General features: G+C 65.0%; 22 protein-coding genes and 1 pseudogene. 10 read left to right on the top strand and 13 right to left on the bottom strand.

The window, feature by feature from the left end; genetic code table 11:
* Window positions 1-594: hypothetical protein (locus Q358_RS18835; protein ID WP_027962582.1), on the top strand; the 594-nt coding region annotated here is incomplete at its 5' end.
* Window positions 595-647: 53 nt separating this feature from the next.
* Here the strand turns inward: Q358_RS18835 and torD are convergent.
* Genes torD through Q358_RS18415 form a run of 4 tightly spaced genes read right to left on the bottom strand, consistent with a single transcriptional unit; the run spans window position 648 to window position 5,251 of the window.
* Complete coding sequence (torD, locus tag Q358_RS17695) at window positions 648-1,340, bottom strand: molecular chaperone TorD (RefSeq protein WP_051530417.1); 693 nt, start codon at window positions 1,338-1,340, stop codon at window positions 648-650.
* Complete coding sequence (gene torA / locus Q358_RS0114240; protein WP_027962583.1) at window positions 1,337-3,841, bottom strand: trimethylamine-N-oxide reductase TorA; 2,505 nt, start codon at window positions 3,839-3,841, stop codon at window positions 1,337-1,339. The genes torD and torA overlap by 4 nt, the downstream gene beginning before the upstream one ends.
* Before the next feature lie 18 nt (window positions 3,842-3,859).
* Window positions 3,860-5,047 (bottom strand): pentaheme c-type cytochrome TorC, encoded by a 1,188-nt coding sequence (gene torC, locus Q358_RS0114245; protein WP_027962584.1) that lies wholly within the window; start codon window positions 5,045-5,047, stop codon window positions 3,860-3,862.
* 27 nt (window positions 5,048-5,074) lie between these two features.
* Window positions 5,075-5,251, bottom strand: a complete 177-nt coding sequence (locus Q358_RS18415; RefSeq protein WP_084286592.1) for a periplasmic nitrate reductase, NapE protein — start codon at window positions 5,249-5,251, stop codon at window positions 5,075-5,077.
* A gap of 451 nt (window positions 5,252-5,702) precedes the next feature.
* Between Q358_RS18415 and Q358_RS0114255 the strand changes: the two genes are divergently transcribed.
* Together Q358_RS0114255 and nspC are read left to right on the top strand one after the other, a co-directional pair.
* Window positions 5,703-6,902, top strand: coding sequence for a saccharopine dehydrogenase family protein (locus Q358_RS0114255; protein WP_027962585.1), 1,200 nt, complete (start codon window positions 5,703-5,705; stop codon window positions 6,900-6,902).
* 3 nt (window positions 6,903-6,905) lie between these two features.
* Window positions 6,906-8,084: a carboxynorspermidine decarboxylase gene (gene nspC, locus Q358_RS0114260; protein WP_027962586.1), complete on the top strand. Its 1,179-nt coding sequence runs from the start codon at window positions 6,906-6,908 to the stop codon at window positions 8,082-8,084.
* A 16-nt stretch (window positions 8,085-8,100) separates the two neighbouring features.
* Here the strand turns inward: nspC and Q358_RS0114265 are convergent, their stop codons facing one another.
* Together Q358_RS0114265 and gap are read right to left on the bottom strand one after the other, a co-directional pair.
* Window positions 8,101-8,847, bottom strand: coding sequence for a sulfite exporter TauE/SafE family protein (locus Q358_RS0114265; protein ID WP_027962587.1), 747 nt, complete (start codon window positions 8,845-8,847; stop codon window positions 8,101-8,103).
* 131 nt (window positions 8,848-8,978) lie between these two features.
* Complete coding sequence (gap, locus tag Q358_RS0114270) at window positions 8,979-9,980, bottom strand: type I glyceraldehyde-3-phosphate dehydrogenase (protein WP_027962588.1); 1,002 nt, start codon at window positions 9,978-9,980, stop codon at window positions 8,979-8,981.
* 357 nt (window positions 9,981-10,337) lie between these two features.
* Between gap and pyk the strand changes: the two genes are divergently transcribed.
* The gene (pyk, locus tag Q358_RS0114275; protein ID WP_027962589.1) at window positions 10,338-11,795 is read left to right on the top strand and encodes a pyruvate kinase; all 1,458 of its coding nucleotides are present in this window, start codon (window positions 10,338-10,340) and stop codon (window positions 11,793-11,795) included.
* A 4-nt stretch (window positions 11,796-11,799) separates the two neighbouring features.
* Window positions 11,800-12,291 carry a methylglyoxal synthase gene (locus tag Q358_RS0114280; RefSeq protein ID WP_027962590.1) on the top strand — a complete coding sequence of 164 codons (492 nt, stop codon included), beginning with the start codon at window positions 11,800-11,802 and terminating at the stop codon, window positions 12,289-12,291.
* A gap of 31 nt (window positions 12,292-12,322) precedes the next feature.
* Here the strand turns inward: Q358_RS0114280 and Q358_RS0114285 are convergent, their stop codons facing one another.
* Window positions 12,323-12,715: a fluoride efflux transporter FluC gene (locus tag Q358_RS0114285; protein WP_027962591.1), complete on the bottom strand. Its 393-nt coding sequence runs from the start codon at window positions 12,713-12,715 to the stop codon at window positions 12,323-12,325.
* On the bottom strand, window positions 12,712-13,092 hold the full coding sequence (locus Q358_RS0114290) for a CrcB family protein (protein ID WP_027962592.1): 381 nt from the start codon (window positions 13,090-13,092) through the stop codon (window positions 12,712-12,714). Before Q358_RS0114290 ends, Q358_RS0114285 begins: the two co-directional genes overlap by 4 nt.
* 240 nt (window positions 13,093-13,332) lie before the next feature.
* Here Q358_RS0114290 and Q358_RS17700 point away from each other — a divergent pair, with 240 nt between their 5' ends.
* Window positions 13,333-15,708, top strand: coding sequence for a mechanosensitive ion channel domain-containing protein (locus Q358_RS17700; protein WP_051530420.1), 2,376 nt, complete (start codon window positions 13,333-13,335; stop codon window positions 15,706-15,708).
* Between the two features lie 97 nt (window positions 15,709-15,805).
* On the opposite strand, the gene Q358_RS0114300 is transcribed toward Q358_RS17700, so the two are convergent.
* From Q358_RS0114300 to hemC, 5 genes are all read right to left on the bottom strand, one after another.
* Window positions 15,806-16,756: an IS481 family transposase gene (locus tag Q358_RS0114300; RefSeq protein WP_027962593.1), complete on the bottom strand. Its 951-nt coding sequence runs from the start codon at window positions 16,754-16,756 to the stop codon at window positions 15,806-15,808.
* Window positions 16,757-17,074: 318 nt separating this feature from the next.
* Window positions 17,075-18,331 (bottom strand): heme biosynthesis HemY N-terminal domain-containing protein, encoded by a 1,257-nt coding sequence (locus Q358_RS0114305; RefSeq protein WP_027962594.1) that lies wholly within the window; start codon window positions 18,329-18,331, stop codon window positions 17,075-17,077.
* Window positions 18,328-19,803 carry a uroporphyrinogen-III C-methyltransferase gene (locus tag Q358_RS0114310; protein WP_027962595.1) on the bottom strand — a complete coding sequence of 492 codons (1,476 nt, stop codon included), beginning with the start codon at window positions 19,801-19,803 and terminating at the stop codon, window positions 18,328-18,330. Before Q358_RS0114310 ends, Q358_RS0114305 begins: the two co-directional genes overlap by 4 nt.
* Before the next feature lie 7 nt (window positions 19,804-19,810).
* A complete protein-coding gene (locus Q358_RS0114315; RefSeq protein ID WP_027962596.1) occupies window positions 19,811-20,608 on the bottom strand; it encodes a uroporphyrinogen-III synthase in 798 nt (265 codons plus the stop codon).
* On the bottom strand, window positions 20,608-21,549 hold the full coding sequence (gene hemC / locus Q358_RS0114320; RefSeq protein ID WP_027962597.1) for a hydroxymethylbilane synthase: 942 nt from the start codon (window positions 21,547-21,549) through the stop codon (window positions 20,608-20,610). Before hemC ends, Q358_RS0114315 begins: the two co-directional genes overlap by 1 nt.
* Before the next feature lie 278 nt (window positions 21,550-21,827).
* On the opposite strand from hemC, the gene argH reads away from it, so the two are divergent.
* The 4 genes and pseudogenes from argH to dapF all read left to right on the top strand — a co-directional run bounded on the left by argH (window position 21,828) and on the right by dapF (window position 25,553).
* Window positions 21,828-23,246, top strand: coding sequence for an argininosuccinate lyase (gene argH / locus Q358_RS0114325; RefSeq protein WP_027962598.1), 1,419 nt, complete (start codon window positions 21,828-21,830; stop codon window positions 23,244-23,246).
* Window positions 23,246-23,356: pseudogene (lptM, locus tag Q358_RS19135) on the top strand (LPS translocon maturation chaperone LptM); the annotation flags it as partial. The gene argH and the pseudogene lptM, both read left to right, overlap by 1 nt.
* A 77-nt stretch (window positions 23,357-23,433) precedes the next feature.
* On the top strand, window positions 23,434-24,720 hold the full coding sequence (gene lysA, locus Q358_RS0114335) for a diaminopimelate decarboxylase (RefSeq protein ID WP_027962600.1): 1,287 nt from the start codon (window positions 23,434-23,436) through the stop codon (window positions 24,718-24,720).
* Entirely contained in the window at window positions 24,720-25,553 is an 834-nt protein-coding gene (gene dapF / locus Q358_RS0114340; RefSeq protein WP_027962601.1) for a diaminopimelate epimerase, read from the top strand. Before lysA ends, dapF begins: the two co-directional genes overlap by 1 nt.
* Window positions 25,554-25,556: the final 3 nt, after the last annotated feature.

Consider the following 25,556-nt stretch of genomic DNA (forward strand, 5'->3'; position numbering starts at 1 on the left):
GAGGGCAAGAAGACCCTGGCCACGGCCCCTATCGAGGTCGTCGCCCCGGAAGTGGGTATTTCCGGACCCGACATCGTTCGAGCGGAGGGCGATGTGGATATTTCGTGGTCTTCTACGGTTCACCCCAGCGATATGGTCGCCATCGTGCCGGCCGGCGCCGACGAGGGCTCCCGCGGCAACTACCGACGCACCGGCAAGATGACGGAGACTCGACTGACCGCCCCGGCCGAAACGGGGCTCTATGAGATCCGCTATATCCTGGACGAAGGCAGGAAGACCCTGGCCAGCATACCCCTCGAAGTCGTCGGCACCGACGCGCCACTGGATGATGGTGCCGGGCTCTCGGTGCCGCCATCAGCCGCGCCGGGTGACACGATCACCGTCGGCTGGACCGGAGGGAACGACAGCGCCGACCAGCGAATCGCCCTGGCCCGGAAGAATCAGCCGGATTTCAGCTGGATCAGCGTCCAGTCCATCGGCGACGCCGACACCATGGAGCTGACAATGCCCGATGAGGCGGGGGTCTATGAGGTCCGGTTCCTGGATATTGCCGGCCAGGAACTGCTCGGCCGGTCGGTAGTCCAGGTGGAATGACCGCTCGACCTTGCGTGATGCGCCGACACCGGCCGAGAGATTACGCGGCCCGGTTAAGCGGGCCTCAGCTCCTCCACGAGGCGGCGACAGTAGGCCTCGAGCAGGGCCAGCAGCGCCGGATAGAAATCGCTGGCGGTCGTTACGCCGGCGCTTCTGGTGACTAGCCGGGGCAGCCAGCTGCATAGTTCATGTTCCACGAATGCTTCGAGATCCTGACGCCAACCCTCGCGGTCGGGGGCCTTTGCCTCGGCCAGTATCTGCAGGCGCGTGGCGAGGTAGTCGAGCATCACGGCCAGATGGTCGGCGGGTTCGGCCACATCACGCCTGACCGCATACCCCGCCGCGGCGAGTCTCGCCTCCATGCGTTCTGCCGCCTTACCGTGAAAGCCCTGCTTGTCGCCTGCATGCAAGGACGCATAGGGCGGCGCCCCGCTCCGTGCATCCGCCAGGAAGAGCTCGGTGAAGTCCGCCGCCAGCTCCAGACGCGGGGTCGTGAACATCACCAGCCGTGACAGCGCCTCCTGAAGACGCTCCACCTCATCGGTGATGCCGTGGGCATCGCGCAGGTAATCCAGGAAAGGGGCCGCCTCCCCCTGGCGGTAACGCTCCAGCGAGGCCTCATCCAGCTCCGCGCCGAGAACGGTCGCCAGCCAACGACACAGCAGGCTCTCCGACTCCCCGTCGACTGGCGAACCGCCACCCGCCTCCGGGCGGGCGGCGGCCAGGGACGATGCTGGTTCCGTCATATTTCCACCACGCTCGGCCCACCAAAGGCAGTGACCTCGGGCACCTCGCCCTCGAAGCGCTCCATCTCCACAATGCAGGTATTGGCACTCGGCGCCTGGGCGAGCCTGGAGGAGCCCACATCGAGGGTCAGGGTGTTGGGGTCACCGTAGGTGTCCAGGGCCCCGATTTCCGGTCCGACGGGCCCGTACCAGGCCCCCTCCTGTATGCGCACCACGCCGGGGGGAAAGTCATCGGATACCACCGCCCCCGCCAGCAACTGTCCTCGGTCGTTGAAGACACGCACCAGGTCGCCGCCCTGAATCCCGCGCTCCGAGGCATCCTGCGGGCTCATGTAGATCGGCTCACGCCCCTGCACGGCGTAAGTGGCCCGCAGTTCCTCGGACTCGCACATCTGGGAGTGGAGGCGTTTGTCGGGGTGCACCGACTGCAGCCATAGCGGGTAGCGATCCGAATTGGGCCCCCCGTGAGAACGTTCCGCCTTCTCCATCCAGGTCGGGTAGGCACGGCAATCATCGTAGCCATAGCGGGCGATCTTGCGGCTGGAGACCTCGATAAAGCCGGAGGGCGTGCCCAGCGCATTGACCTCGGGCGCCTGACGAAAATCGGCATGGCGCACCCAGTTTTCCCCCGGGCCGAAGTCGACATAGCCTTCCTTCCAGAACTCGGCGAACTCGGGCATCGGCGAGGACGCCTCCCCGTCACCGGAAGCAGGGCTGAAGGACTTGTTCGCCTCGCGACACTCATCGTAGAGCCTCTTGACCCAGCCCATCTCGTCCAGGCCCTGGCGATACTCTTCGTCACGCCCGAAGCGACGACACAGGTCGGTGAAAATGTCGAAGTCGCTGCGGGAATGGAACAGCGGGTCCACCAGCTTGTGCATGGCCAGCACGCCGCGACTGGAGTAGGTGCCGTAGATATCGATATCGTTGCGCTCGAACTGCGTGCAGGCCGGCAGCACCAGGTCGGAGAAACGACAGGTAGCGTTCCATGCATAGTCGACGGTCACCACCGTCTCCAGCCTCTGGAACGCCTGCTTCATGCGGTTGTGATCCTGATGGTGATGCCAGGGGTTGCAGCCGCTGAAGACGCACATGCGAACATCCGGGAAGGTCACTTCGGCGCCGTTGTACTGGATGGTGTCTCCCGGGTTGAGCAGGCAGTCGATCCAGCGCGCCACCGGAATGGTCGAGGCGGCCCCCTGGAAGTCGGTGTTGTTATGCACGGGCGTCTTGCCGGCATCCACGTTGCGCGGGAAGGCTCCCGGTGCACTCGCCCCGGATGACGGCACGCCGATGGAGCTATAGTGGTGGCCGTAGCTGATGCCTCCGCCGGGAAGGCCGATCTGGCCCAGCATGGTGGCCAGCACGGCGCCCATCCAGTAGGGCTGTTCGCCGTGCTGCTGACGCTGTATGGCCCAGCCGAACAGCAGCTGGGTGCGGTCGGCCGCCAGCAGGCGGGCAAAGTCGCGGATATCCTCGGCCGAAACGCCGCAGATCTCCGCCGCCCATTCCGGCGTCTTGGCTACGCCATCCTCGGCCTCGCCCTGGACATAGGCGATAAAGTCATCGAAGCCCAGCGCATAGGCGTCGATAAACGCCTGGCTGTACAGCGCCTCGTTGTAGAGGGTGTGCGCCATGCCCAGCATGAAGGCCACATCGGTCATCGGATTGACGTAGAGCTGCTCGCACCCAAGATACTTCTGTGTCTTGGTGCGCACCGGATCCACGCTGATCACGCGGATGCTGCCTTCCGCCACCCTGGCCTTGAGCTGCTCCAGATAGGCGTAGGACTCATGGGTCTCGCAGTTCCACCCCACCTGCAGGTTCTTGTAGAGGTCGTTGCCCCACAGCACCACCGTCTTGCTGTTCTCGAGGATCAGTGGCCAGGAGGTACCCTGGCTGTAGACCTCGGTGGAGCCCAGCACGTAGGGAAGGATGACCTGTCCGGCGCCGGTGGAGTAGTCACCCACCTTCTTGACGAAGTGACCATGCATCGCCACCGCTCGCTGCATATGGTTGCCGCAGCTGTGCATCTGGCCGGTCTGGCGCCAGCCGGTGGCCCCGGCATAGAGTGCCCAGGGGCCATATTCGGTCTGGACGCGCTCCAGCTCCTCGTGGAAGAGGTCGAGCGCGGCATCCCAGGTCAGGCGCACAAAGCGGTTGTCGCCACGGGTGGTGCGATCGCCATTATGGCGATTCTTCAGCCACTCCAGGCGCACCATGGGGTAGCGAATGCGCGACGGGTTGTAGATTAGCCCCTTGATGCCGTTGAGCATCTCGGTGGGATACTGGTCGGCACCGAACGGCTTCACCTCGGCCACCTTGCCCCCCTTCACCAGGGCGTTCATCGCGCCCCAGTGAGATCCGGCTGTCTTCCAGACGCCCTGCTCGGTCACACCAGCAGCGGCGGCCGCGGTGCTGGTGAGTAGCCCAGGGCCGACCAGCGAAGCAGCGGAGCCGGCCATGGCTCCCTTGAGGAAACTTCTACGGCTGATAGTCATGAGAGCTCCTTGGGCATATCAGTGAGCGCCTTCGACATAGTCGGAGGAGTGCATTTGCAGGTACTTGAGCACCAGTTCCTGGGTGCCGGCACTCAGGTTGGTGAAGCCCACCATGCCGGAGAACATCGCCGGCCAGGTGTTGGCATCGAAGTGCTCGGGCGCCGGCTCGGTGTGACAGACGCTGCAGGCATCACGATAGGTCTGACCGGCGGTCTCCCAGAGGGCATCGCGACTTTCGAGATAGGCGCCCTTCTCGGCCCACAGCGTCACGTCCACGTTGCCCCAGGGCAGGCCCGTCATGTCATCGACAACCTCGGTCTCCCGGACCTCGATCAGGGAGTCGTTCTGGGCGACTTCCTTGTCGAGAACGGCACTGCTGATATTCTGGCCAAAGTCCTCGTAGAGCACGCGCCCGAAGCCTTTTTCCTTGCGCCAAGCCGGTATTTCCAGCCTTACGCTATCGCCCCGTGTCTCGATGATATTGACCTCGGTGGCCACCTGCAGGACGCCCGCGCGCTCGGTGAGCTCGGAGTCGGTGAACAGGTCCACGGACTTGGCGCTATAGTACTGCTGCCCCTCGTCCAGGCTGACCGAGGTGGCTTCACGCACCAGGCGTGCCAGCATGGGGTCCTTCGTGCTGCCCATCTGGTCGGGCAGCTTGTGTGCGATACCCTTGTGACAGTCCACACAGCTCTGGTCACGCTCGGCGGCGGGCTCCATGAAGCGCCGCGCCTCGTCGGACATCTTGTCCCAGTCCATGCTGTTGTAATCGTGACAGCTACGGCACTCCAGGGAACCGTTGGCCTTGAACCGTGACCACTCGTGCTGGGCCAGTTCCAGGCGCTTGGCCTCGAACTTCTCGGGGGTATCGATGGTGCCGAAGATGGCGCCCCATACCTCCTTGCTGGCCTGCATCTTGCGAGCGATCTTGGCCGTCCAGTCGTGGGGCACGTGGCAGTCCGAGCAGATGGCACGCACCCCGGTACGGTTGGACCAGTGCACGGTGCTCTGCAGCTCCTGATAAACGTTATCCTCCATCTCGTGGCAGCTGACGCAGAACTTCTCGGTATTGGTGTACTCCATGGCCGTGTTGAAGCCGCCCCAGAACACGATACCGGCGAGGAAGCTGACGATAATGATGACCCCCAGGCTGATATGCACCGGGGGCTTCTTCAGGGTATTCCACAGGATTGCGATGATCTTCATGTCTCGTCTCTCTCAGTCACTAAGGGGTCAACCGCCATGCCCGGGCGGCCCCAGCACGAAGACCTGCAGCATCCACACCACGAAGCCATAACCGCCAACCACCGCGATCGTCAGCAGCGGTACGCCGATCGCCACCACAAAAAGAAAGGCAAGCCACTCGCGTCGCTTGCCCACAGAGCCCGATTCGCTCTTGCCCTCTGCCATACATCCCCCTCACAGGCCAACTGACACGACTGCGACACACGTCATGGCGCATGTGCTTATCATTAATCTTTCATTACTATGCCAAGGTTAACAGACCGTTAGGCAATTACCATTATATTCAAGAAGAAACATCCATTTCTTGCTTTCAAACAGGTGCTATTCTAAAGGGAGTTGGCCACCGACCAGAAAGACGGCTGAGACGCCGTGGCGATCGAGCATGACACTGCATGCGGAGGCACCGAAGGCTACTGCCGCAAACACGCTGCAACGGTCCTGCATACCGTCCATATCAGGGTAAAGGCCACTTCATGACTCTCGCCTTGAGCTTGACGCGAAAACCACTTGATACCAGCCTCTGAGGGCGCCATTATCAGCGCCCTCTCGTCACTCCCTGCCGGGGAATCGAGCGAGGCCAAGACACTTCCTCTTTACTCGATCTGGATTCGTACCCATGAGCAAAGTCCTGATTATCGGCGCCGGCGGCGTCGGCGGTGTGGTTACCCACAAGTGCGCCCAGCACCCCGAAGTCTTCAGCGAGATCATGCTGGCCAGTCGCAACGAGGCGAAGTGCCAGGCCATCGCCGAACAGCTGGATCGCCCGATCCAGACCGCCACGGTGGATGCGGATGACGTCGACGCGCTGGTCGCGCTGATCGAGTCCTTCAAGCCCGATGTGCTGATCCACGTGGCCCTGCCCTATCAGGACCTGACCATCATGGAGGCCTGCCTGCGCACCGGGGTGCCTTACCTGGATACCGCCAACTACGAGCATCCCGACGAGGCGAAGTTCGAGTACAAGGAACAGTGGGCCTTCCAGGAGCGCTATGCCGAGGCCGGCAACATGGCCACCCTGGGCTGCGGCTTCGACCCGGGCATGACCAATATCTACTGCGCCTACGCCCAGAAGAACCTGTTCGACGAAATCCATCGCATCGATATCCTCGACGCCAATGGCGGCGACCATGGCTACCCCTTTGCCACCAACTTCAACCCGGAGATCAATATTCGCGAAATCACCGCGAAGGGTCGCTACTGGGAAAAGGGCGAGTGGAAGGAGACCGCGCCGCTGGCCGAGAAGCGCACCTTCGACTTCGACGGCATCGGCGAGAAGGACCTGTATCTCCTGTATCACGAGGAGATGGAATCCCTGTGCCAGAACATCAAGGGACTGGAGCGCATCCGCTTCTGGATGACCTTCTCCGACCAGTACATCACCCATCTCAAGGTGCTCGAGAACGTCGGCATGACCCGAATCGAGCCGGTCGAGGTAAACGGCACCGAGATCGCTCCGCTGGAGTTCCTCAAGGCGGTGCTGCCCGACCCGGCCTCGCTGGGCCCGCGCACCAAGGGCAAGACCAACATCGGCATCATTGCCGACGGCATCAAGGACGGCAAGCGTCGCAAGGTGCATATCTACAACATCTGCGACCACCAGCAGTGCTATGCGGAGGTCAAGTCTCAGGCCGTGTCGTATACCACCGGCGTGCCGGCGGTGACCGGCGCCATACTGATGCTGGAAGGCATCTGGAAGGGAGACGGCGTGTTCAACGTCGAACAGCTCGACCCCGACCCCTTCATGGAGCGCATCGGCGAGATGGGCCTGCCCTGGCAGGTGGTCGAACTCGACCCCGACCACGACCCGCTGGCCTGAACCATGGCGAACACTCACGATGCGGCCTCGAACGCCGAGCTCGATTTCGACGTTCGCGCCTGCCCCTCGCCCGCCTATGTGGTCGACGACGCCCTGCTGCGCCGTAACCTGGAGCGCCTCGGCGACGTCCAGGCGGCGAGCGGTGCGAAGATACTGCTGGCGCTGAAGGGCTTCGCCATGTGGGACACCTTCCCGCTGGTGCGCCAGTATCTGGTGGGTACCACGGCCAGCGGCCAGGACGAGGCCCGCCTGGGCTTTGAGGCCTTCGGCGGCGAGGTGCACTGTTTCTCACCGGCCTTCGGGGACGAGGAGATGGGCGTGGTGCTGCGCTACGCCGACCACCTCAGCTTCAACTCGCCGAGCCAGTGGCAACACTTCCGTGAGACGGTCGCGGCGGCGCCACGCCGGGTCTCCTGCGGGCTGCGGGTCAACCCGGAGCACTCCACCGGCGACGTGCCGCTCTACGACCCCTGCGCGCCGGGCTCCCGGCTGGGCACTCGGGCCCGGGAGCTCTCCCCCGAGGCGATGGAGGGGCTCGAGGGGCTGCACTTTCATACCCTGTGCGAGCAGAACAGCGACGACCTGGAGTCGACCCTGGCGGCCTTCGAGGCCAAGTTCGGTGGGTATCTCGCCGACCTGGCGTGGGTCAACTTCGGTGGCGGCCACCATATCACCCGCGACGACTACGATATCGAACGTCTGGTGCGGGTGATTCGTGACTTCCGTGGGCGCCACCCACACCTGGAGGTCTACCTGGAGCCGGGCGAAGCCATCGCCCTCAATACCGGCTACCTGGTCTGCACGGTGCTGGATATCGTCGACAACGACGGCCCCATCGCCATCCTCGACACCTCCGCCACGGCGCATATGCCAGACGTGCTGGAGATGCCCTACCGCCCCGAGATCATCGGCGGCGGCGAGCCGGGCGAGAAGGCCCATACCTACCGTCTGGGTGGCCAGACCTGCCTGGCCGGGGATATCGTCGGCGCGTACAGCTTCGATGCGCCCCTCGCCATCGGCGACCGCCTGGTGTTCACCGACATGGCCCACTACACCATGGTCAAGACCACCACCTTCAACGGCATCCGCCTGCCCTCGATCTGCCGTATCGACGAGACCAGCCGCGCGATCCGCACGGTGAAGACCTTCGGCTATGAAGACTATAGGCAGCGGTTGAGCTGACGCCGCTCGGCACTGCCTATATCGTCGCCTTGACCAGCAGTTGCACGCCAACGATGGCCATGGCGACGATGACCAGCCGGTAGAAGAGCGTCTCGTTGACACGGTGCTGTAACCACAACCCGCTTCTCACTCCGACCCAGGCCACCGGCACCAGCGCCAGTGAGGCCCAGGCGCTGGTCAGGTTGATCTCGCCCAGCCACAGGTAGGGCGGCAGCTTGATCAGGTTGACCGCGGCGAAGGACAGCGCACTGGTGGCGATGAAGGCCTCCTTTCCGAGACGCCGCGGCATCAGGTAGAGGTTAAGCGGTGGGGCCCCGGCATGCGCCAGGAAGCTGGTGAAACCACACCCCATGCCCGCCGGCAGCGCCCAACGGGGCGAAATGGGTCGCCCTGCCGCCGGCTTGATCAACATGTAGGCCGCAAACAGCAGGGAAAGCACGCCCAGTACTAATCGCACACCGTCTTCATCGAGGGTGCCTGCCAGCAGGGTACCCACGACGACACCCACCAGCAGCCCCGGGAGTAAGCGATACAGCTCCTTGGCATCGTGATGCCCCCACCATGCCTTCACGGTGAAGACGTCCATCACCAGCAACAGGGGCAAGAGAAGCCCGGCCGCCTCGATGGGTCCCACCGCCAGGGCCATCAACGGGACGGAGAGGGTGCCGAAGCCGCCGGCAAAGCCGCCCTTCGAAACTCCGGTGAGATACACGGAGGCGATGATCAGGCTCCAGGCGAGCCAGGAGTAGTCGGGCAGCGTCATGGCATCCTTGGGTGGTGGGGTGGTAGGGAGGTGGGGTGCAAGGGCGGCAGAGTAACAGGATCGAACAGAAACGCCGAGGCGGTTTCCCGCCCCGGCGTCATCTCCAAGCCTCGATGGTGCTCGCGTAGTGCTTAACCGGTAGCGTGCATCGCCAGGGCGGTGTCCACCATGCGATTGGAGAAGCCCCACTCGTTGTCATACCAGGCCATTACCTTGACCAGGCGACCGTTGACCCGCGTATGGTTGGCATCGAAGGTCGAGGAGTGGGCATCGTGGTTGAAGTCGATGGAGACCAGCGGCTGAGCGTTGACCGCCAGCACCGGAGAGGCCTCGGCGGCCTTGGCCACGATCTGATTGATCTCCTCGGGAGAGGTATCGCGGCCGGCGGTGAAGGTCAGATCCACCAGCGAGACGTTGATCACCGGCACACGCACGGCCAGGCCATCGAACTTGCCGGCCAGCTCCGGCAGCACCAGCCCCACCGCGGCGGCGGCGCCGGTCTTGGTGGGAATCATGGAGTGAGTCGCACTGCGGGCCCGGTAGGGGTCCTTGTGATAAACGTCGGAGAGGTTCTGGTCGTTGGTGTAGGCGTGCACTGTGGTCATCAGGCCGTTCTCGATGCCCACCGCATCATTGAGCGCCTTGGCCACCGGTGCCAGGCAGTTGGTGGTGCAGGAGGCGTTGGAGACCACGCGATGCTCGGCGGTGAGCACCTCCTCGTTGACGCCATACACCACGGTGGCGTCGGCGTCGGGGCTGGGCGCGGAGACCAGTACCCGCTTGGCACCGGCTTCCAGGTGCTTGGCCGCCGCCTCGCGCTTGGTGAACAGGCCGGTGCATTCCATCACCAGGTCAACGCCCAGCGAGGCCCACGGCAGGGCCTTCGGGTCGCGCTCGGAGAGGATGGCGATGCGTTGACCGTCCACGCTCATGCTTTCTTCGTCGTGTTCGACCTTGAAGGGGAAGTGGCCATGGACGGTGTCGTGGCGCAGCAGATGGGCATTGAGGGCGGGGTCGCCCAGGTCGTTAATCGCCACGACCTGCACACGATCACGGTAGCCATTCTCGTGGATGGCTCGCAGCACGTTACGGCCGATGCGGCCGAATCCGTTGATGGCAATCTTGAGCGTCATCTCCTCTACTCCTCCAAATGGCGTCGAGTGGGAATATCAATCGAGCCCGCTGGGCAGAGGTCTCGGACTGTTCCGAAATAGGTTCCATGACCTGCGGCTCGTGTCATGTACCACAATGTGACGCAAACCGGTCAGAGACTCAAGGTCTTTAAGTAATTTTACAACAATTTTGAACAAATCGGCCTCCCGGAATCACTAGAATCAACAAACCCCTCCTGAAATCCGGCGGAAAATGCGTAGAAACCACCAAAAAACCGACTCGAAGAGCCAGTTGCCGCGCCCCATTCGTAGTAAAAATACTTTTTAGTCACTATTCTTGGTAGTCTAGCAACACGCACGCAACGGGAGACCCGCTCAATGTCGACACAGCTCATCCATGACCCCATCCGCCGCACCAAGATCGTGGCCACCCTGGGCCCCGCCAGCGACCACGACGGCGTGCTCGAGGCCATGATCGCCGCCGGCGTCGATGTGGTGCGCCTGAACTTCTCGCATGGCAGCGCCGACGATCATCGTCGCCGCCTCGAGCGGGTCCGCGAGATCGCCACTCGACAGGGCCGCAGCGTCGCCGCCCTGGGCGACCTGCAGGGACCCAAGATCCGCACCGCCCGCTTCCGCGAGGGCGCGGTGGAGCTCGCCGAGGGCGCTTCCTTTATCCTCGACATGGCACTGGGCAGCGATGACGGCGACGCGGAGCGTGTGGGCTGCGACTACCAGCAGCTGATCGACGACGTCGCCCCCGGCGACCGCCTGCTGCTCGATGATGGCCGGCTGGTGCTCGACGTCACCGCCGTGGTGGGTCAGGAGATCCACACCACGGTGACGGTGGGCGGCAGGCTCTCCAACAACAAGGGCATCAACAAGCTTGGCGGCGGGCTCTCGGCGCCGGCGCTGACCGACAAGGACAGGGCCGACCTGACCACCGCCGTCGACATCGGCGTGGACTATCTGGCGGTTTCCTTTCCCCGCCACGCCGCCGACATGACCGAGGCGCGGGAGCTGCTGGGCGAGGCCGGCAAGGAGATCGGCCTGGTGGCCAAGCTCGAACGCGCCGAGGCGGTGGCCGACGATGCGACCCTGGACGGCATCATCGAGGCCTGCGAGGCGGTGATGGTGGCCCGCGGGGATCTCGGCGTGGAGATCGGCGACGAGAAGCTGATCGGCACCCAGAAGCGTATCATCAAGCGGGCACGCAGCCTGAACCGCGCGGTGATCACCGCCACCCAGATGATGGAGTCGATGATCGAGTCGCCGCTGCCCACCCGCGCCGAGGTGTTCGACGTCGCCAACGCCGTTCTCGACAGCACCGATGCGGTGATGCTCTCCGCCGAGACCGCCGCCGGCGACTTCCCGGTGGAGACCATCGAGGCCATGGACCGGGTATGCCTGGGCGCCGAGCGCGAGAGGATTGCCCAGGAATCGGGCCACCGCATCCACGAGGGGTTCACCCAGGTCGACGAGACCATCGCGCTCTCCGCCATGTACGCCGCCAACCACCTCTCCGGCGTGGCGGCCATCGCCTGCATGACATCGACCGGCTACACGCCGCTGATCGCCTCGCGCATCCGCTCGGGGCTGCCCATCATCGGCCTGGCCCATAGCGCCATCGCCCAGCGACGCATGGCACTCTATCGCGGCGTGGTGTCGCTGCCCTTCAATACCAGCGAGATGACGGCCGAGGAGCTCAACGACCGGGCCCTGGCGCTGCTGGTGGAGAAGGGCATCGCCGAGCCGGGAGACCACGTGATGCTGACGCGGGGCGACGAGATGAACGCCCATGGCGGCACCAACACGTTGAAGATTCTGGAGGTATAAACCCATGAGCCATCCTCGCCCCAGCCGCAACGTCCAGCGCACTCTGCCGGCACGCAAGCGCATCGCCCTGATCGCCCACGACGGCAAGAAGACGGAGCTGCTGGAGTGGGCACAACGCTGGCACGAGACACTGTCTCGCCATGAGTTGATCGGCACCGGCACCACCGCCAGTCGGGTATCGAAAACCCTTGGTCTGCCGGTCCAGGGCCTGATGAGCGGCCCACTGGGCGGTGACCAGCAGATCGGCGCCCTGATCACCGAGCAGGGGCTCGATCTGTTGATCTTCTTCTGGGATCCCTTCTCGCCCCAACCCCACGACCCCGACGTCAAGGCACTGCTGCGCCTGGCGGCGCTGTGGAACGTCCCGGTGGCCTGCAACGCCGCCAGCGCCGACTTTATGATCAGCTCGCCATGGCTCGATCGGGACTACACGATGAACATTCCCGACGCCGGCGCCTGGGTCTCGGGCCGGATATCCCCGCAGGAGGACCAGTGAAGCCGCCACACTGAAGGGCTGTCGAGCCCCGCTACTCCAGCAGCGTGGCCAGCCGGCCTCCACCAAGATGGCCGATCCAGGCAGCCCCCAGCCACCCCACGAGACTCAGCACTATATAAGTCAGAGCCATCATCAGATGGCCCTGGCTCAACATGGTCAGGGTCTCCAGGCCGAACAGCGAGAAGGTGGTAAAGCCACCGCAGAAGCCGGCGACCAGGAAGGGCTGCCGGCGTGCCACACCTCCATGAGGGCGAGCCGCGGCGTAGGCGGCAAGCAGGGCGATCAGCCCGGAGCCCACCAGGTTCACGAGCAGTGTCGCCCAGGGAAAGCCGGGGGCTGCCAGCCATACACCGAACTGAAAGCGCGCCAGGCTACCCAGCCCACTGCCCAGGCCGACGGCCGCATAGGCACGCCAGGCGCTCATGCCAGAGCTCCCGCGAGCCAGGCACCCAGCGCCAGGGCGGCAAGCCCCGCGGCCAGGGTCGCCGCCATATAGCCGATGGCCGCGGGGCCGCGCTCCTGCTGCCATAACGACAGCGTCTGCAGGCTGAGGGATGACACCGTGGTATAGCCGCCCAGCAGCCCCGTACCCAGCAGGAGCCAGGCCCCGGAGGGCGACCCCTCGGCAGGGAAGCCCAGCCAGCCGGCCAGCAGCCCCATGGCCAGGGCACCACTGACGTTCACCACCAGGGTACCCCAGGGAAAGCCCAGGCCCAGCCATCTCCCCGCGGCATCGCCGATGGTGAGCCGCAGCATGCCGCCCAGGGCCCCACCGACCAGCACCGACAGTGCTTCCAGCATGCCTGGCTATCTCCCGTGAACGAAAAGTGCCACCCGAAGGTGGCGAACGAGTATCGCATGCTTGCCGTACCGACAGCAGTTCCGCCGTCTCGACAAATGTGACACACCCCAGCTCACACGTACAATGGCTGTACATGAAAACCGTGCACGGCGCCGGACTCGTGACCCTGCGCGAAAGTCCGTATCATGGCTATCCTGAGACAATTTACCGCCCACACGCCAAGAGATGGAGGTCACAGCGTGAACCCCAAGCGAGCCCTACCCCTGATGCTCGGCTGGCTGTTACTGGCACTGCTGATGCTGGCAGCTCCTGCCCAGGCACAGCAGGCGAGCGGTAGCAGTGAGCCACCCGCCTACTCGACCCTGGCCGACCTGCTCGAGAACCAGGAGACCCGACAGGAGCTGATCGACCAGTTGCGCGGCATGGCCGGCGACGTGGCCGAATCGACCCCCGGCGAAGCCGCCAGCGCCGCCCCCTCGCTGCCACGCCAGCTGGCAGAGCTGACCAGCCGTGTCGCCAGCGATATCGGCAGCCAGCTCGAGGCCATCGCCTCGGCCATTGGCGGCATGTTCGCGAGCGACCTGGAGAGCACCTTCGACATGGGGGCCTTCACCAGCGCCGCCATCAACCTGGGTCTGGTGATCCTGGCGACCTTTTTGCTGTTTATCGCCGTTAGACGCCTGGCCAGGCCGCTATTCACCAGCATCAGTCAGTGGTCGCTGAACGGCCGCGGCCTGACCCCGATCCTGCGCCTGATCATCTGCGTGGCACTGGCCGCCGTGGTCGATGTGCTGATCGTGTCTCTCGCGTATCTGGGCGGTAATCTGATCGCCACCTTCGCCATCGGCCAGACCGGCGAGCTCTCCACCCAGGCCTCGCTGTTCCTCAACGCCTTCCTGGTGATCGAGCTGCTCAAGGCCGGGGTGCGCATGCTGTTTGCCTCACGCTACGACGGCCTGCGGCTGCTGCCCATCTCCTCGGAAGAGGCCTCCTACTGGAATCGCTGGATCGCCCGGCTGATCGGCCTGGTCGGCTACGGCCTGATGGTCGTGGTGCCGCTGGTCACCGTCTATCTGTCACCGGCGGTAGGCAAGGGCCTGGGCACCCTGATCATGGTCGCTGCCTTTCTGTATGCCGTGGTGGTGGTGCTCAAGAATCGCAAGCGTCTGCGTGACGCTTTCGATGCCAAGGCCCACCAGACCACCATGGCCGCCAGTCGCGTCTCGCTGCAGCTGTTTGCACGCACCTGGCACCTCTTCGCCCTAGCCTACTTCACCATGGTGCTGGTACTGACTCTAGCACGCCCCGAAGATGCCCTGCCCTTTGTGCTCTTCGCCACCCTGAAGAGCATCGGCGCCGTGGTGGTGGGCCTGCTGCTCTCCAGTTTCCTGACCCAGACCATCGGTCGCCGCATCCGCCTCTCCGATGACCTGCGCCGCAAGCTGCCGCTGCTCGAGCCACGCCTCAACAGCTATGTACCCAATGCCCTGCGGGTGATCCGCACCCTCATCGTGGTGCTGATCATCATGGTGGTGCTCAACGCCTGGGGCGCCTTCGACCTTGCCGCCTGGTATGCCTCGGAAGTGGGTCGCAATCTGGTCGGCAAGCTGGTCAGTGTGGCGACGATCCTGGCCATCGCACTCATGGTATGGCTGGCCCTGACAAGCCTGATCGAACACAAGCTCAACCCCGACACCGGTGGCGGCATGCCCTCGGCGCGTGCCCAGACGCTGCTTTCGCTGTTCCGCAACGCCCTGGCCATCGCCCTGGTGACCATGACGGCGATGATCGTGCTGGCCGAGATCGGCATCAATATCGGCCCGCTGATCGCCGGTGCCGGGGTTCTGGGCCTGGCCATCGGCTTCGGCGCCCAGAAGCTGGTGCAGGACATCATCACCGGCATCTTCATCCAGGTGGAAAACGCCATGAACACCGGCGACGTGGTCACGGTGGGCGGCATCACCGGCACCGCCGAGAAGCTCAATATCCGCTCGGTGGGCATTCGCGACCTCTCGGGCACCTACCACCTGGTGCCCTTCTCGAGCGTGGATACCGTCTCCAACTATATGCGCGGCTTCGGCAACCATGTCGGCGAATACGGCATCGCCTATCGTGAGAATATCGACACCGCCATCGAACAGCTGCAGCTCGCCTACCAGGACCTCAAGGCCAGCGACGAGCACGGCCACAAGCTGCTGGCTCCCCTCGATGTCGCAGGCGTCACCGCCCTGGCCGACAGTTCGGTGAATATCCGGGTGATCATCAAGACCACCCCCGGAGATCAATGGGCCGTGGGGCGCGCCTACAACCGCCTGGTCAAGCTGCGCTTCGACGAGGCCGGTATCGAGATTCCCTTCCCGCACACCACGCTCTACTTCGGACAGGACAAGTCCGGTACCGCACCGCCCGCCAACCTGCGCGTCATGCAGCAGGACTTCACCATCGACGGCAGCCCGGCCGGGCAGCCCAGAGGCGATGACACGGCCACCGACGACCGCTTCATCCCTGTCCGGAAAGGCGCTACCACCTCGGCGAGCGAGCGCATCAATCCACGTCATGAGCAGGTGGACCCCGAGAACAAGAAGCCCAGCGGCAGCGATGTCGACGAGCCCTGATCTCGGCGCGATAGTCCATGTGTAGCACGGCAGCGGGGCCGCCTTAGGGCGGCCCCGCTTTTTTCGATTCTTGGCAGACTGACGTAAAGCGCTTTCACTAGATGTGTAAACCCACCAGGTTGTTCACGGAAAGCCCCAACCGGCTCACCGGAGGCTGATAATTCAGGCTGGCATGCGGTCGATGCCAGTTGTACTGATGGAGCCAGGCGAGCAGATGCTGGCCCCGCTCCTTCGAGCTCTTGTACGACCGGGCATAGGCCCATTCGCGCAGAGCGGTTTGAATGAAGCGTTCTGCTTTGCCGTTGGTGCGGGGCGTATAGGGGCGAGTGCGCTTGTGCTTCAGCCCCAGCCGCCGGCACAGGCGGTGAAATATCCTGGATCGGTAGCAGGCGCCATTGTCGGTGAGCACCCGCGTGAAGCGCGTCCCCAGCCCTCGGTAATAGCGTATGGCCTTCAACAGCGCGTAACACGCGCTCCAGCCGGTTTCATCTGGATAGCGGGTGCCGAAGGCCACCCGCGAGTGATCGTCGATAGCGATGTGGACATACTCCCACCCTGCGCCACGCGTGGCCTGTTGGCGATCGCCGGTGACCCGATGGCCCGGGCGCTCGAAGCGACCGAGCTTCTTGATATCCAGATGCAAGAGATCCCCGGGGGCGGCGTGCTCATAGCGATTATCGGGCCTTGGCGGCGTCAGCGCCGCCAGACGATTCAGCCCTTTGCGCTTGAGAATGCGCGCCACTGTGCTCTGGCCAACCCCCAGCGCCTGAGCAATCTGGCGATAGGTTTGGCGTCGCTGACGACGCTCGACGATCTGCTCCACCGTCGTTGCGTCTGTCGCCAACGGGCTTCGGGCCGGGCGTGACCGACGGTCCTGGAGCCCCTCCTGTCCTTCCTCTCGGAAACGACGCACCCACTTATAGACTGTTCTCACGCTGACGCCTTGAGCTTGCGCAACCTCTCTGGGCCGCAACCCTTCATCGATGACGCGAGCGGCCAGCAGGGCTCGACCATGCGGAGTGAGACGGGCATTCTTATGGGTGTTCATCCGGGCCTCCTGGAGCGGTTGGTTGGTTCGCATCTCCAGTCTTCCGGGTTGGTTCCGGATGAACAACCTATAGAGAGATCACAACTAGATGAGGGCGTTCGACTCTGCATCACAACTGATGGTCGCAGCCCCTCGCGGCAATCGCTCGGGATCAGACAACGTCACCCAAGTGCCGATCGGCACCACTCACTCGTGGCCTCGACCCTCTCCAAGGCAGCGTCACACTGTTGGCAAGTAGCCCTTTGGTGCCCGCCGGCAGCCCCAGATACACGAAGGGGGCGCCGAAGCGCCCCCTTCCGTCATGGAGAAGACCTGCCGTCAGGAGGCCTTCTTCGCCCGCTTCTCGTCGAGCACATCCCTGTCCTCGCTGGGCTGGGGCAGCGAGGGAAGCGACTTGTCGAGCAGCTCCACGCTCTGGCGATAGTAGAGCTGGCTCTTCTGGTGCTCGCCCAGGTTGGCGAAGAGCCGTGCCAGCTCGGCACAGACCACCCCGCTGGACCGCTGTCGCTGGCTCGCCTCGAAGTACTCCTGGGCCTTGCCCCAGTAGGCATTACGCAGCGCCAGGCGCCCCAGCGTCAGCAGCAGGTCCGGGTCGTTGGGTCGCTCCTGCAGCCACTTTTCGGCAGTGACCAGCTGACGCGAGGCATCCACATCGAGCAGGCCATAACGCAGCACCAGGCGGCTGTCCCAGTTCTCCTTGAGAGAGTGACGCAACAGCCGCTCGGCGATCGGGTCCTGACCACCGCGTACCAGTGCTTCGATATAGAGCACAATGAGCTCGACATCGCCACGCAGGTGGTCGGGCATGTCGGCCCAGAGGCTACGCACCGTCTCGATATCGCTGCCTTCCCGAGCTTCACGCACGATCAGCTCACGGTAGGCGCGTCGCTCGAGCTGGCCGCGCTCCTCGGGAGAAATCAGCTGCTGGGCACCCAGACGCGGCATCAGGCGACGCAGGCCATCCCAGTCGCTGACGCTGAGATACGCCTGCTTGAGCTGCTTGAGCACCTGAGGATGATTCGGCAACTGGCGGTCGAGCCGCGTGAGGATCGCCAGCGCTTCCTCGAACTGCTGGCGGTCGAGCAGCAGCTGCACCTGTACCATCCCCACCGCGGTATCGGCGCCTTCGGTGCTGAGATGAGCACGCTTGAGCAGGGTGTCGGCCTGGTCGAAACGTCCCTGGTAGTGGGCCGCCAGGGCCGCAGAGAGGTAGTTGACCAGCGGGGTGCTGGAATCATCCGCCGACTTGACCAGTGACTTCTCGGCCCGCTTCCAGCGGCCCTCGGCCAGCGCCACCAGGCCACGCACGGTGCGCTTCATGGCATTGCGATTGCGAGTGCGGCTGTTCCACACCTTGAACCGGGACACCGGGCGAGACAGCCGCATCAGCAGGCGCAGCGCAAAGTGCAAGACCAGAAAAACCGCCAGCAGGAGCACCAGGCCGAACCAGAAGGAGGTCTGGAAGGAGGTGCCTCCCACCCGCACCAGCCAGTAACCGGGCACCGACATCATCAGCTGTCCGAACAGCGCACCGATGGCCAGGCCCAGGACGATGATCAGTATCAGCTTTCTCATGCCTCATCTCCCTGGCGCGACTCGAAGCGCCGCTCGATGAAGGTCGCCAGTGCCTGCTGGGAACCGCTGATGTCGGGGAGTTCGGGGCGAACCGCTTCACCCTTCAGCTCGCCCAGACGGTCGAGCACCGACTGTACGCCGCTGTCATCGGTATCGTAGTAGCCTTCGATCAGGGTAATGGCCTTGTCGAGGCTGGCTTCGAAGAGCTCGCCCTCTTCCTTGAGCAGGGCCAGCTGGGCCTGTTCGATCACCAGGCGCACGCTCTGGCGAAGATAGGACTCCTGTTCCGGAGAGATCAGCGCCTCCAGCGCCTCATCGTGCTTGCGCACGGTCACCAGGCTCTTCAGCTCCTGGCCGAAGCTGGACAGTTGCTTCTGCCAGGAGCCGCTCGGAGCCTCCTCCATCTCGGAGCTCGCGGTGATCTCGTCGATGTCCTGGGAAAGCGGGCGTCCGGCGATCTGCTCCTGCTGGGCATTGAGCGTCAGCCACAGGCCGGTGCGATCCACCCGGGGGACCGCTTCCAGGCTGGAGAGCTCACTGGCAATTTCACGACGCACCGGCACCAGCGCCGGATTATCGGCCTCCTTGAGGCGCTTGTCGGCAGTGCGCAGCAGGGCGGCTGCACCCTGGACATCGCGCTCCAGCTGCAGACGCTGATTGGCCAGGCGCAGCAGGTAAGCGGCCTCGGCATGCAGCCAGTCGCGTCCATCGGTCTGCTGCTCGCTGGAGAGTTCGGCCAGCACGCGGTCGAGGGTCTCGTCGACGTTACCGCGGTAATCGGCGAACTCGCTTTCCAGAGAGGTAACGGCCTCCTCGAGAGCAGCCTGACGCTCGCTCTCGGCCTCTTCGAAGCGCGATTGCAGCTGGTTCAGGTCACCGGTGGTCGCGGCCTGGCTGGTCCGTGACTCCAGCTCGGCGATGCGGGCCTGCTGGGCGTCAAGTTTCTGCCATGCCTGCCAGCCGAACAGACCGGCGGCGATGGCCAGCAGGATGACCAGCACGATCGCTGTCACACCGGCCTTGCCACCCTTCCCTTCACCGCCACCGCCGGCGGCGGTGCCACCCTTGGCGCCTCCACCGCCCGGCTGTGACTTGCCGGCTCGGGAAGGAATCGACTCGGCCTTGCCGGCGGCGGCCTTCTTGTCGGCCTTCTTGCCGGCATCCGGCTTGCTTGACGTCGCCTTGTTGGGAGCCTTGTCGGGGCCAGACGGCCCGACGGATGCCTGGCTCGCCGCCGGCTTGGCGGTATCACTCTGGGCAGCATCGCTCTGGGCAGTATCGGCCTTGGCGGCCTCGTTCCCGTTCTGGGCGGTCTCGCCCTTGGCGGTGCCGCCACCCTGGTGGGTCTTGTCATGCCGGCGTGAACGGCGCTTGCCGGAGCTACTGCCCCTGCTGGCCTCGTCACCCGAGGTCGCCGATTGCGCGCCGTCAGACGCCTTCTGTTCTTCCTGCTCGTGTGGTTGCTTGCTCATCTTGTCGCTAGCCCTTTTCGAGATCGTCTTGATCGACATCGGCTTCCTGCGGGTCACAGGCATTGGCCACAGCCGCCGCCAGAACCGCCGGGGTGGCGCCACGCGCCACGACGGCGTCGCGAAACCCCAGCTTGCCGGCCAGTGTAGCCAACCGGGCGCTGGAAACGATTAGCGGTTGGTTCAAGGCGGCGCCTGCGCACCATCTTGCCAGATATTCGAGCATTTCTCCGCTGCTGACCACCAACGCACGAAAGTCGCCGGTGGCGAGGCGCTCTGCCATGGCCGGTACGGGGGGCCGAAGAGTGCGCCGATAGAGGGCCAGGCGAGTCACCCGGGCCCCGCGTGCGGCGAGCGTCTCGGCCAGCAGGGTACGCCCCCCTTCGCCGGCCACCAGCAGGATCTTCTCGTTATCCAGTGAATGCAGCGAGCCCAGGGTCAGCAGGGCCTCGCTGGTATCCTCACCGACGCTCGCCGGCGGCACATGAACCCGCACGCCGAGGTGCGCATTCAGCGCCGAGGCGGTGGCCTGCCCCACGGCATAGTAATCCACACCCACCGGCAGCTGGGGCCAGAAGCGATCAAGCGCCGCGGCGAGACACTCGACGGCGAAGGGGCTGACCACCACCACGCGCCGGAACTGGTCGAAATCGAGCCAGGCCGCGCGCTGTTCGGGAGACTCAGGCAGCCCCTCGAGGCACATCATCTCGAGGCGCGCCACCGAATGGCCGCACGCTTCGATCGCCTCGGCGAGAATGTCGCCACGCTCGCCCGGACGAGTGATGATCACCGGCGCCGAGGTAGCCATCAGTCGGCGCCGTAGACCTCGGCCAGGATATCGCCGGCGCCCATTTCCAGCAGGTCCTCGGCGACGCGGATGCCCAGCGCCTCCGGCTCGTAGATCGAGCCACGGCCCTCGGCACGCAGTACTCGAGTGCCGTCCGGCCGGCCGACCAGGGCACGCAGCCAGAGGGTCTCGCCGTTATTCTCGAAGATGGCATGGCCGCCGATCGGCACCTGACACCCCCCCTCGAGACGCGTGTTCATGGCTCGCTCGGCGCGCACCCGTGTCGCGGTGTCGGGGTCATCCAGCGGCGCCAGCAGGCCGATCATTTCGGGATCATGGAGGCGGCACTCGATGCCCAGGGCGCCCTGACCGCAGGCCGGCAGGCATACCTCGGGAGGCAGCTCCTGAGCGATGCGCGCATCGAGCTTGAGGCGACGCAGACCTGAAGTGGCCAGGATGATGGCATCGAACTCGCCATCGTCGAGCTTGCCCAGGCGCGTCTGGACGTTGCCACGCAGGCTGAGAATCTCCAGGTCGGGGCGTGCCTCCTTGACCTGCAGGCCGCGGCGCAGGCTGGAGGTGCCGACCCTTGCCCCCTCGGGCAGCTCCTCGAAGCTGGAATAGGCGTTGGACACGAAGGCATCGGTGGGCTCTGCACCGGCCAGGATCACCGACAGACCGAGCCCCTCGGGAAAGGTCATGGGCACATCCTTCATGGAGTGCACGGCGATATCGGCACGTCCGTCGAGCATCGACTCCTCGAGCTCCTTCACGAACAGCCCCTTGCCGCCCACCTTGGCCAGCGGCGTATCGAGGATCTTGTCACCGCGAGTGGACATCGCCACAAGCTCCACCTCGAGGCCGGGGTGTAGAGCCAGTAACCGGTCCCGGATGTATTCGGCCTGCCACATGGCCAGTTGACTCTTGCGCGTAGCGATACGCAGCTTGGTGATGGATTGCACGAAATTCTCCCTGTACCGGTTCGAGCCAGCGCCGATATCCGGCGAAGCTGGCATGCATCACGCACGATAACCTTCATCATAAAGCACCCGGCCAGAGAGGAAAAACTCACGAGCCGTCGAGCCCAGGCCTGAAAGGCCGTATTTGAGGCAGTGCGGCCCTCGCCTGCCACGGCGACTCTGGTACACTCCTGCCATATCGCGCCGGCCGCCGCGAGACCGGTGGCCGCGGGGGCGACAGCCCCAGCCAATCGCAACCCGTCATGCAGGATCCCAAGCCGATGACCTCGAACTCTTCCAGCCCCGGCACCAACCAGTCCTGGGGTGGCCGCTTCAGCGAGCCCACCGACGCCTTCGTCGCCCGCTTCACCGCCTCGGAGGCGTTCGACCGCCGCCTGGCCTTCCACGACATCCAGGGCTCTATCGCCCATGCCACCATGCTGGCCCGGGTCGGCGTGCTCGAGGAAGCCGAGCGCGATGTCATCATCAACGGCCTCGACGAGGTTCGCGGCGAGATCGAGCGCGGCGAGTTCCCGTGGTCCGTCGAGCTGGAAGACGTGCACATGAATATCGAAGCACGCCTGACCGAGAAGATCGGCATCACCGGCAAGAAGCTGCATACCGGACGCTCGCGCAACGACCAGGTCGCCACCGATATTCGCCTCTTCCTGCGCGAGGAGATCGACCGGGTCGCCATGGAACTGGCCCGCCTGCGGGCCGGCATGATCGAGCTGGCCGACCGCGAGGCCGACACCATCATGCCGGGCTTCACCCATCTGCAGACGGCCCAGCCGGTGACCTTCGGCCACCATCTGCTGGCCTGGCAGGAGATGCTGGCCCGCGACCACGAGCGCCTGCTCGACTGCCGCAAGCGGGTCAACGTGATGCCCCTGGGCGCCGCGGCGCTGGCCGGCACCACCTACCCCATCGACCGCCATGTCAGCGCCGAGCTGCTCGGCTTCGAGCGTCCCGCCGAGAACAGCCTCGATGCGGTGAGCGATCGCGACTTCGCCATCGAATTCACCGCCTTCGCCAGCCTGCTGCTGATGCATCTGTCGCGCATGAGTGAAGAGCTGGTGCTGTGGACCAGCGCCCAGTTCGACTTTATCGACCTGCCCGACCGCTTCTGCACCGGCTCCTCCATCATGCCGCAGAAGAAAAATCCCGACGTCCCGGAGCTGGTCCGAGGCAAGTCCGGCCGCGTCTACGGCCACCTGATGGGCCTCTTGACCCTGATGAAGTCCCAGCCCCTGGCCTACAACAAGGACAACCAGGAGGACAAGGAGCCGCTGTTCGACGCCGTGGACACCGTCAAGGACTGCCTCAAGGCGTTCGCCGACATGGTGCCGGCCATCGAGCCGAAGAAGGCGCAGATGGCCGAGGCCGCCCGCCGCGGCTTCTCCACCGCCACCGACCTGGCCGATTACCTGGTGCGCAAGGGCGTGGCCTTCCGCGACGCCCACGAGATCGTCGGCCAGTCGGTCGCCTTCGGCCTGGCGGAAGGCAAGGACCTCTCCGAGATGACCCTCGATGAACTCCGGCAGTTCTCCGACACCATCGAGCAGGACGTCTTCGAGGTGTTGACCCTGGAAGGCTCGGTGGCGGCTCGAAACCATATCGGCGGCACCGCCCCCGACCAGGTGCGTGCCGCGGCCCAGCGGGCTCGGGATACGCTCTCGGCCCTCGCGGGAGGTGCCTGATGGGCCGCCTGGCTCCCGCCGCCCTGGCCCTGATGCTGGCCATCGGCCTGGCCGGCTGCGGCCAGAAGGGACCGCTATACCTGCCCGGCGACGAGCAGGCGGCCGAGCGGTATGATCCTCGCGATGCCCAAACCGAGAGCAGCGATGAGCGCGACGATACCGCGCCCCAGGACACGGAGGAGTAGCCATGGACCACTTCAACTATCGCGACGGGGTGCTCTACGCCGAAGAGGTTCCGCTGACCGCCATCGCCGAGTCGTTCGGTACGCCCTGTTATGTGTATTCGAAGGCGACCCTGACCCGCCACTTCCGCGCCTACACCGAGGCGCTGGGCAGCCACCCGCACCTGATCTGCTATGCGGTCAAGGCCAACTCCAACCTGGCGGTGCTGGGGCTGCTGGCTCGCCTGGGCGCCGGTTTCGATATCGTCTCGGTCGGTGAACTGGAGCGGGTGCTGATTGCCGGCGGCGACCCGGCCAAGGTGGTCTTCTCCGGCGTGGCCAAGCAGGAAGCCGAGATGGCCCGGGCGCTGGAAGTGGGCATCAAGTGCTTTAACGTCGAGTCGCGCCCGGAGCTCGAGCGTCTCGACGCCGTGGCCGGGCGACTCGGCAAGGTGGCCCCGGTGTCGCTGCGGGTCAACCCGGACGTGGACGCCGGCACACACCCGTATATTTCCACCGGGCTCAAGGACAACAAGTTCGGCATCCCGGTCGACGAGGCCCTGGGCGTCTACGAACTGGCCGCCACGCTGCCCAATGTGCGTGTGACCGGCCTGGACTGCCATATCGGCTCCCAGCTCACCGAGATCGCCCCCTTCCTGGACGCCCTGGACCGCCTGCTGCTGCTGCTCGAGACCCTGCGCCGCCGCGGCATCGAGGTGGAGCATCTGGACCTCGGCGGCGGACTCGGCGTGCCCTACCGCGACGAGCGGCCCCCCGCCCCCTTCGACTATGCCAGTGCCCTGCTCGAGCGACTCTCGGGCTGGCAGGGCAGCGAACGGCTGACCCTGCTGTTCGAGCCGGGCCGCTCCATCGCGGCCAATGCCGGGGTCCTGCTGACCCGCGTGGAATTTCTCAAGCCCGGCGAGACCAAGAATTTCGCCATCGTCGACGCCGCCATGAATGATCTGATCCGCCCCGCCCTCTACCAGGCGTGGCAGGCGATCCTGCCGGTGGATACCCGCCAGGCCAGGCAAAGCGCGACCTATGACGTGGTAGGCCCGGTATGCGAAACCGGCGATTTCCTGGGCAAGGAACGCGACCTGGCGATTGTCCCCGGCGATCTGCTGGCGGTGCGTTCCGCCGGCGCCTACGGCTTCGTGATGGCCTCCAACTACAATAGCCGCCCGCGTCCGGCAGAGGTCATGGTGGACGACAACCAACCCCATCTGGTGCGTCGCCGTGAGCGCCTCACCGAGCTGTGGGCGGGTGAGGCCCTGCTGCCGGAAGCCTCCCTGGCCGAGGGCCCACGCTGATGCTGCTGCACTTCACCAAGATGCATGGCCTCGGCAACGACTTCATGGTGGTCGACCTGGTGACCCAGCGCGCCCGCCTCACCGATGACCAGGTCCGCCGCCTGGCCGACCGCCGCTTCGGCGTCGGCTTCGACCAGCTGCTGGTGGTCGAGCCGCCTCGCGACCCCGACATGGACTTCCGCTATCGCATCTACAACGCCGACGGCAGCGAGGTGGAGAACTGCGGCAACGGTGCGCGCTGCTTCGCCCGCTTCGTGCGCGATCAGCGACTCACTCACAAGCGCGAGATCCATGTGGAGACCGCTGGCGGTCCCCTGGTGCTGAAGGTGGAAGACGACGGCCGCATCCGCGTCGACATGGGCGAACCACGCTTCGCCCCCGCCACGCTGCCCTTCGACGCCCAGGCCGACCGGGTGCTACACACCCTCGACGTGAACGGCGAGCCCGTCGAAATGGGCGTGGTGTCCATGGGCAACCCGCATGCGGTGCTGTCGGTCGACGATGTCGACGGCGCCCCGGTCGAACGCCTGGGGCCGGCCATCGAGTGCCATCCACGCTTCCCGAAGCGGGTCAATGTGGGCTTTATGCAGGTGGTGTCGGCGCACGAGATTCGGCTACGCGTCTACGAACGGGGCAACGGGGAGACCCTGGCCTGCGGCACCGGTGCCTGCGCCGCCGTGGCCAGCGGCATTCGCCAGGCGCGGCTAGCCAGTCCGGTGACCGCACACCTGCCAGGGGGCAAGCTGACCATCGAGTGGCAAGGCCCCGGCACCCCCCTGTCGATGACCGGCCCCGCCGAACGCGTCTTCGATGGCCGCCTGCTGCTCTACTAATTC

Origin of the sequence: Halomonas halodenitrificans DSM 735, assembly GCF_000620045.1 — a bacterium.
GTDB classification, from domain to species: domain Bacteria; phylum Pseudomonadota; class Gammaproteobacteria; order Pseudomonadales; family Halomonadaceae; genus Halomonas; species Halomonas halodenitrificans.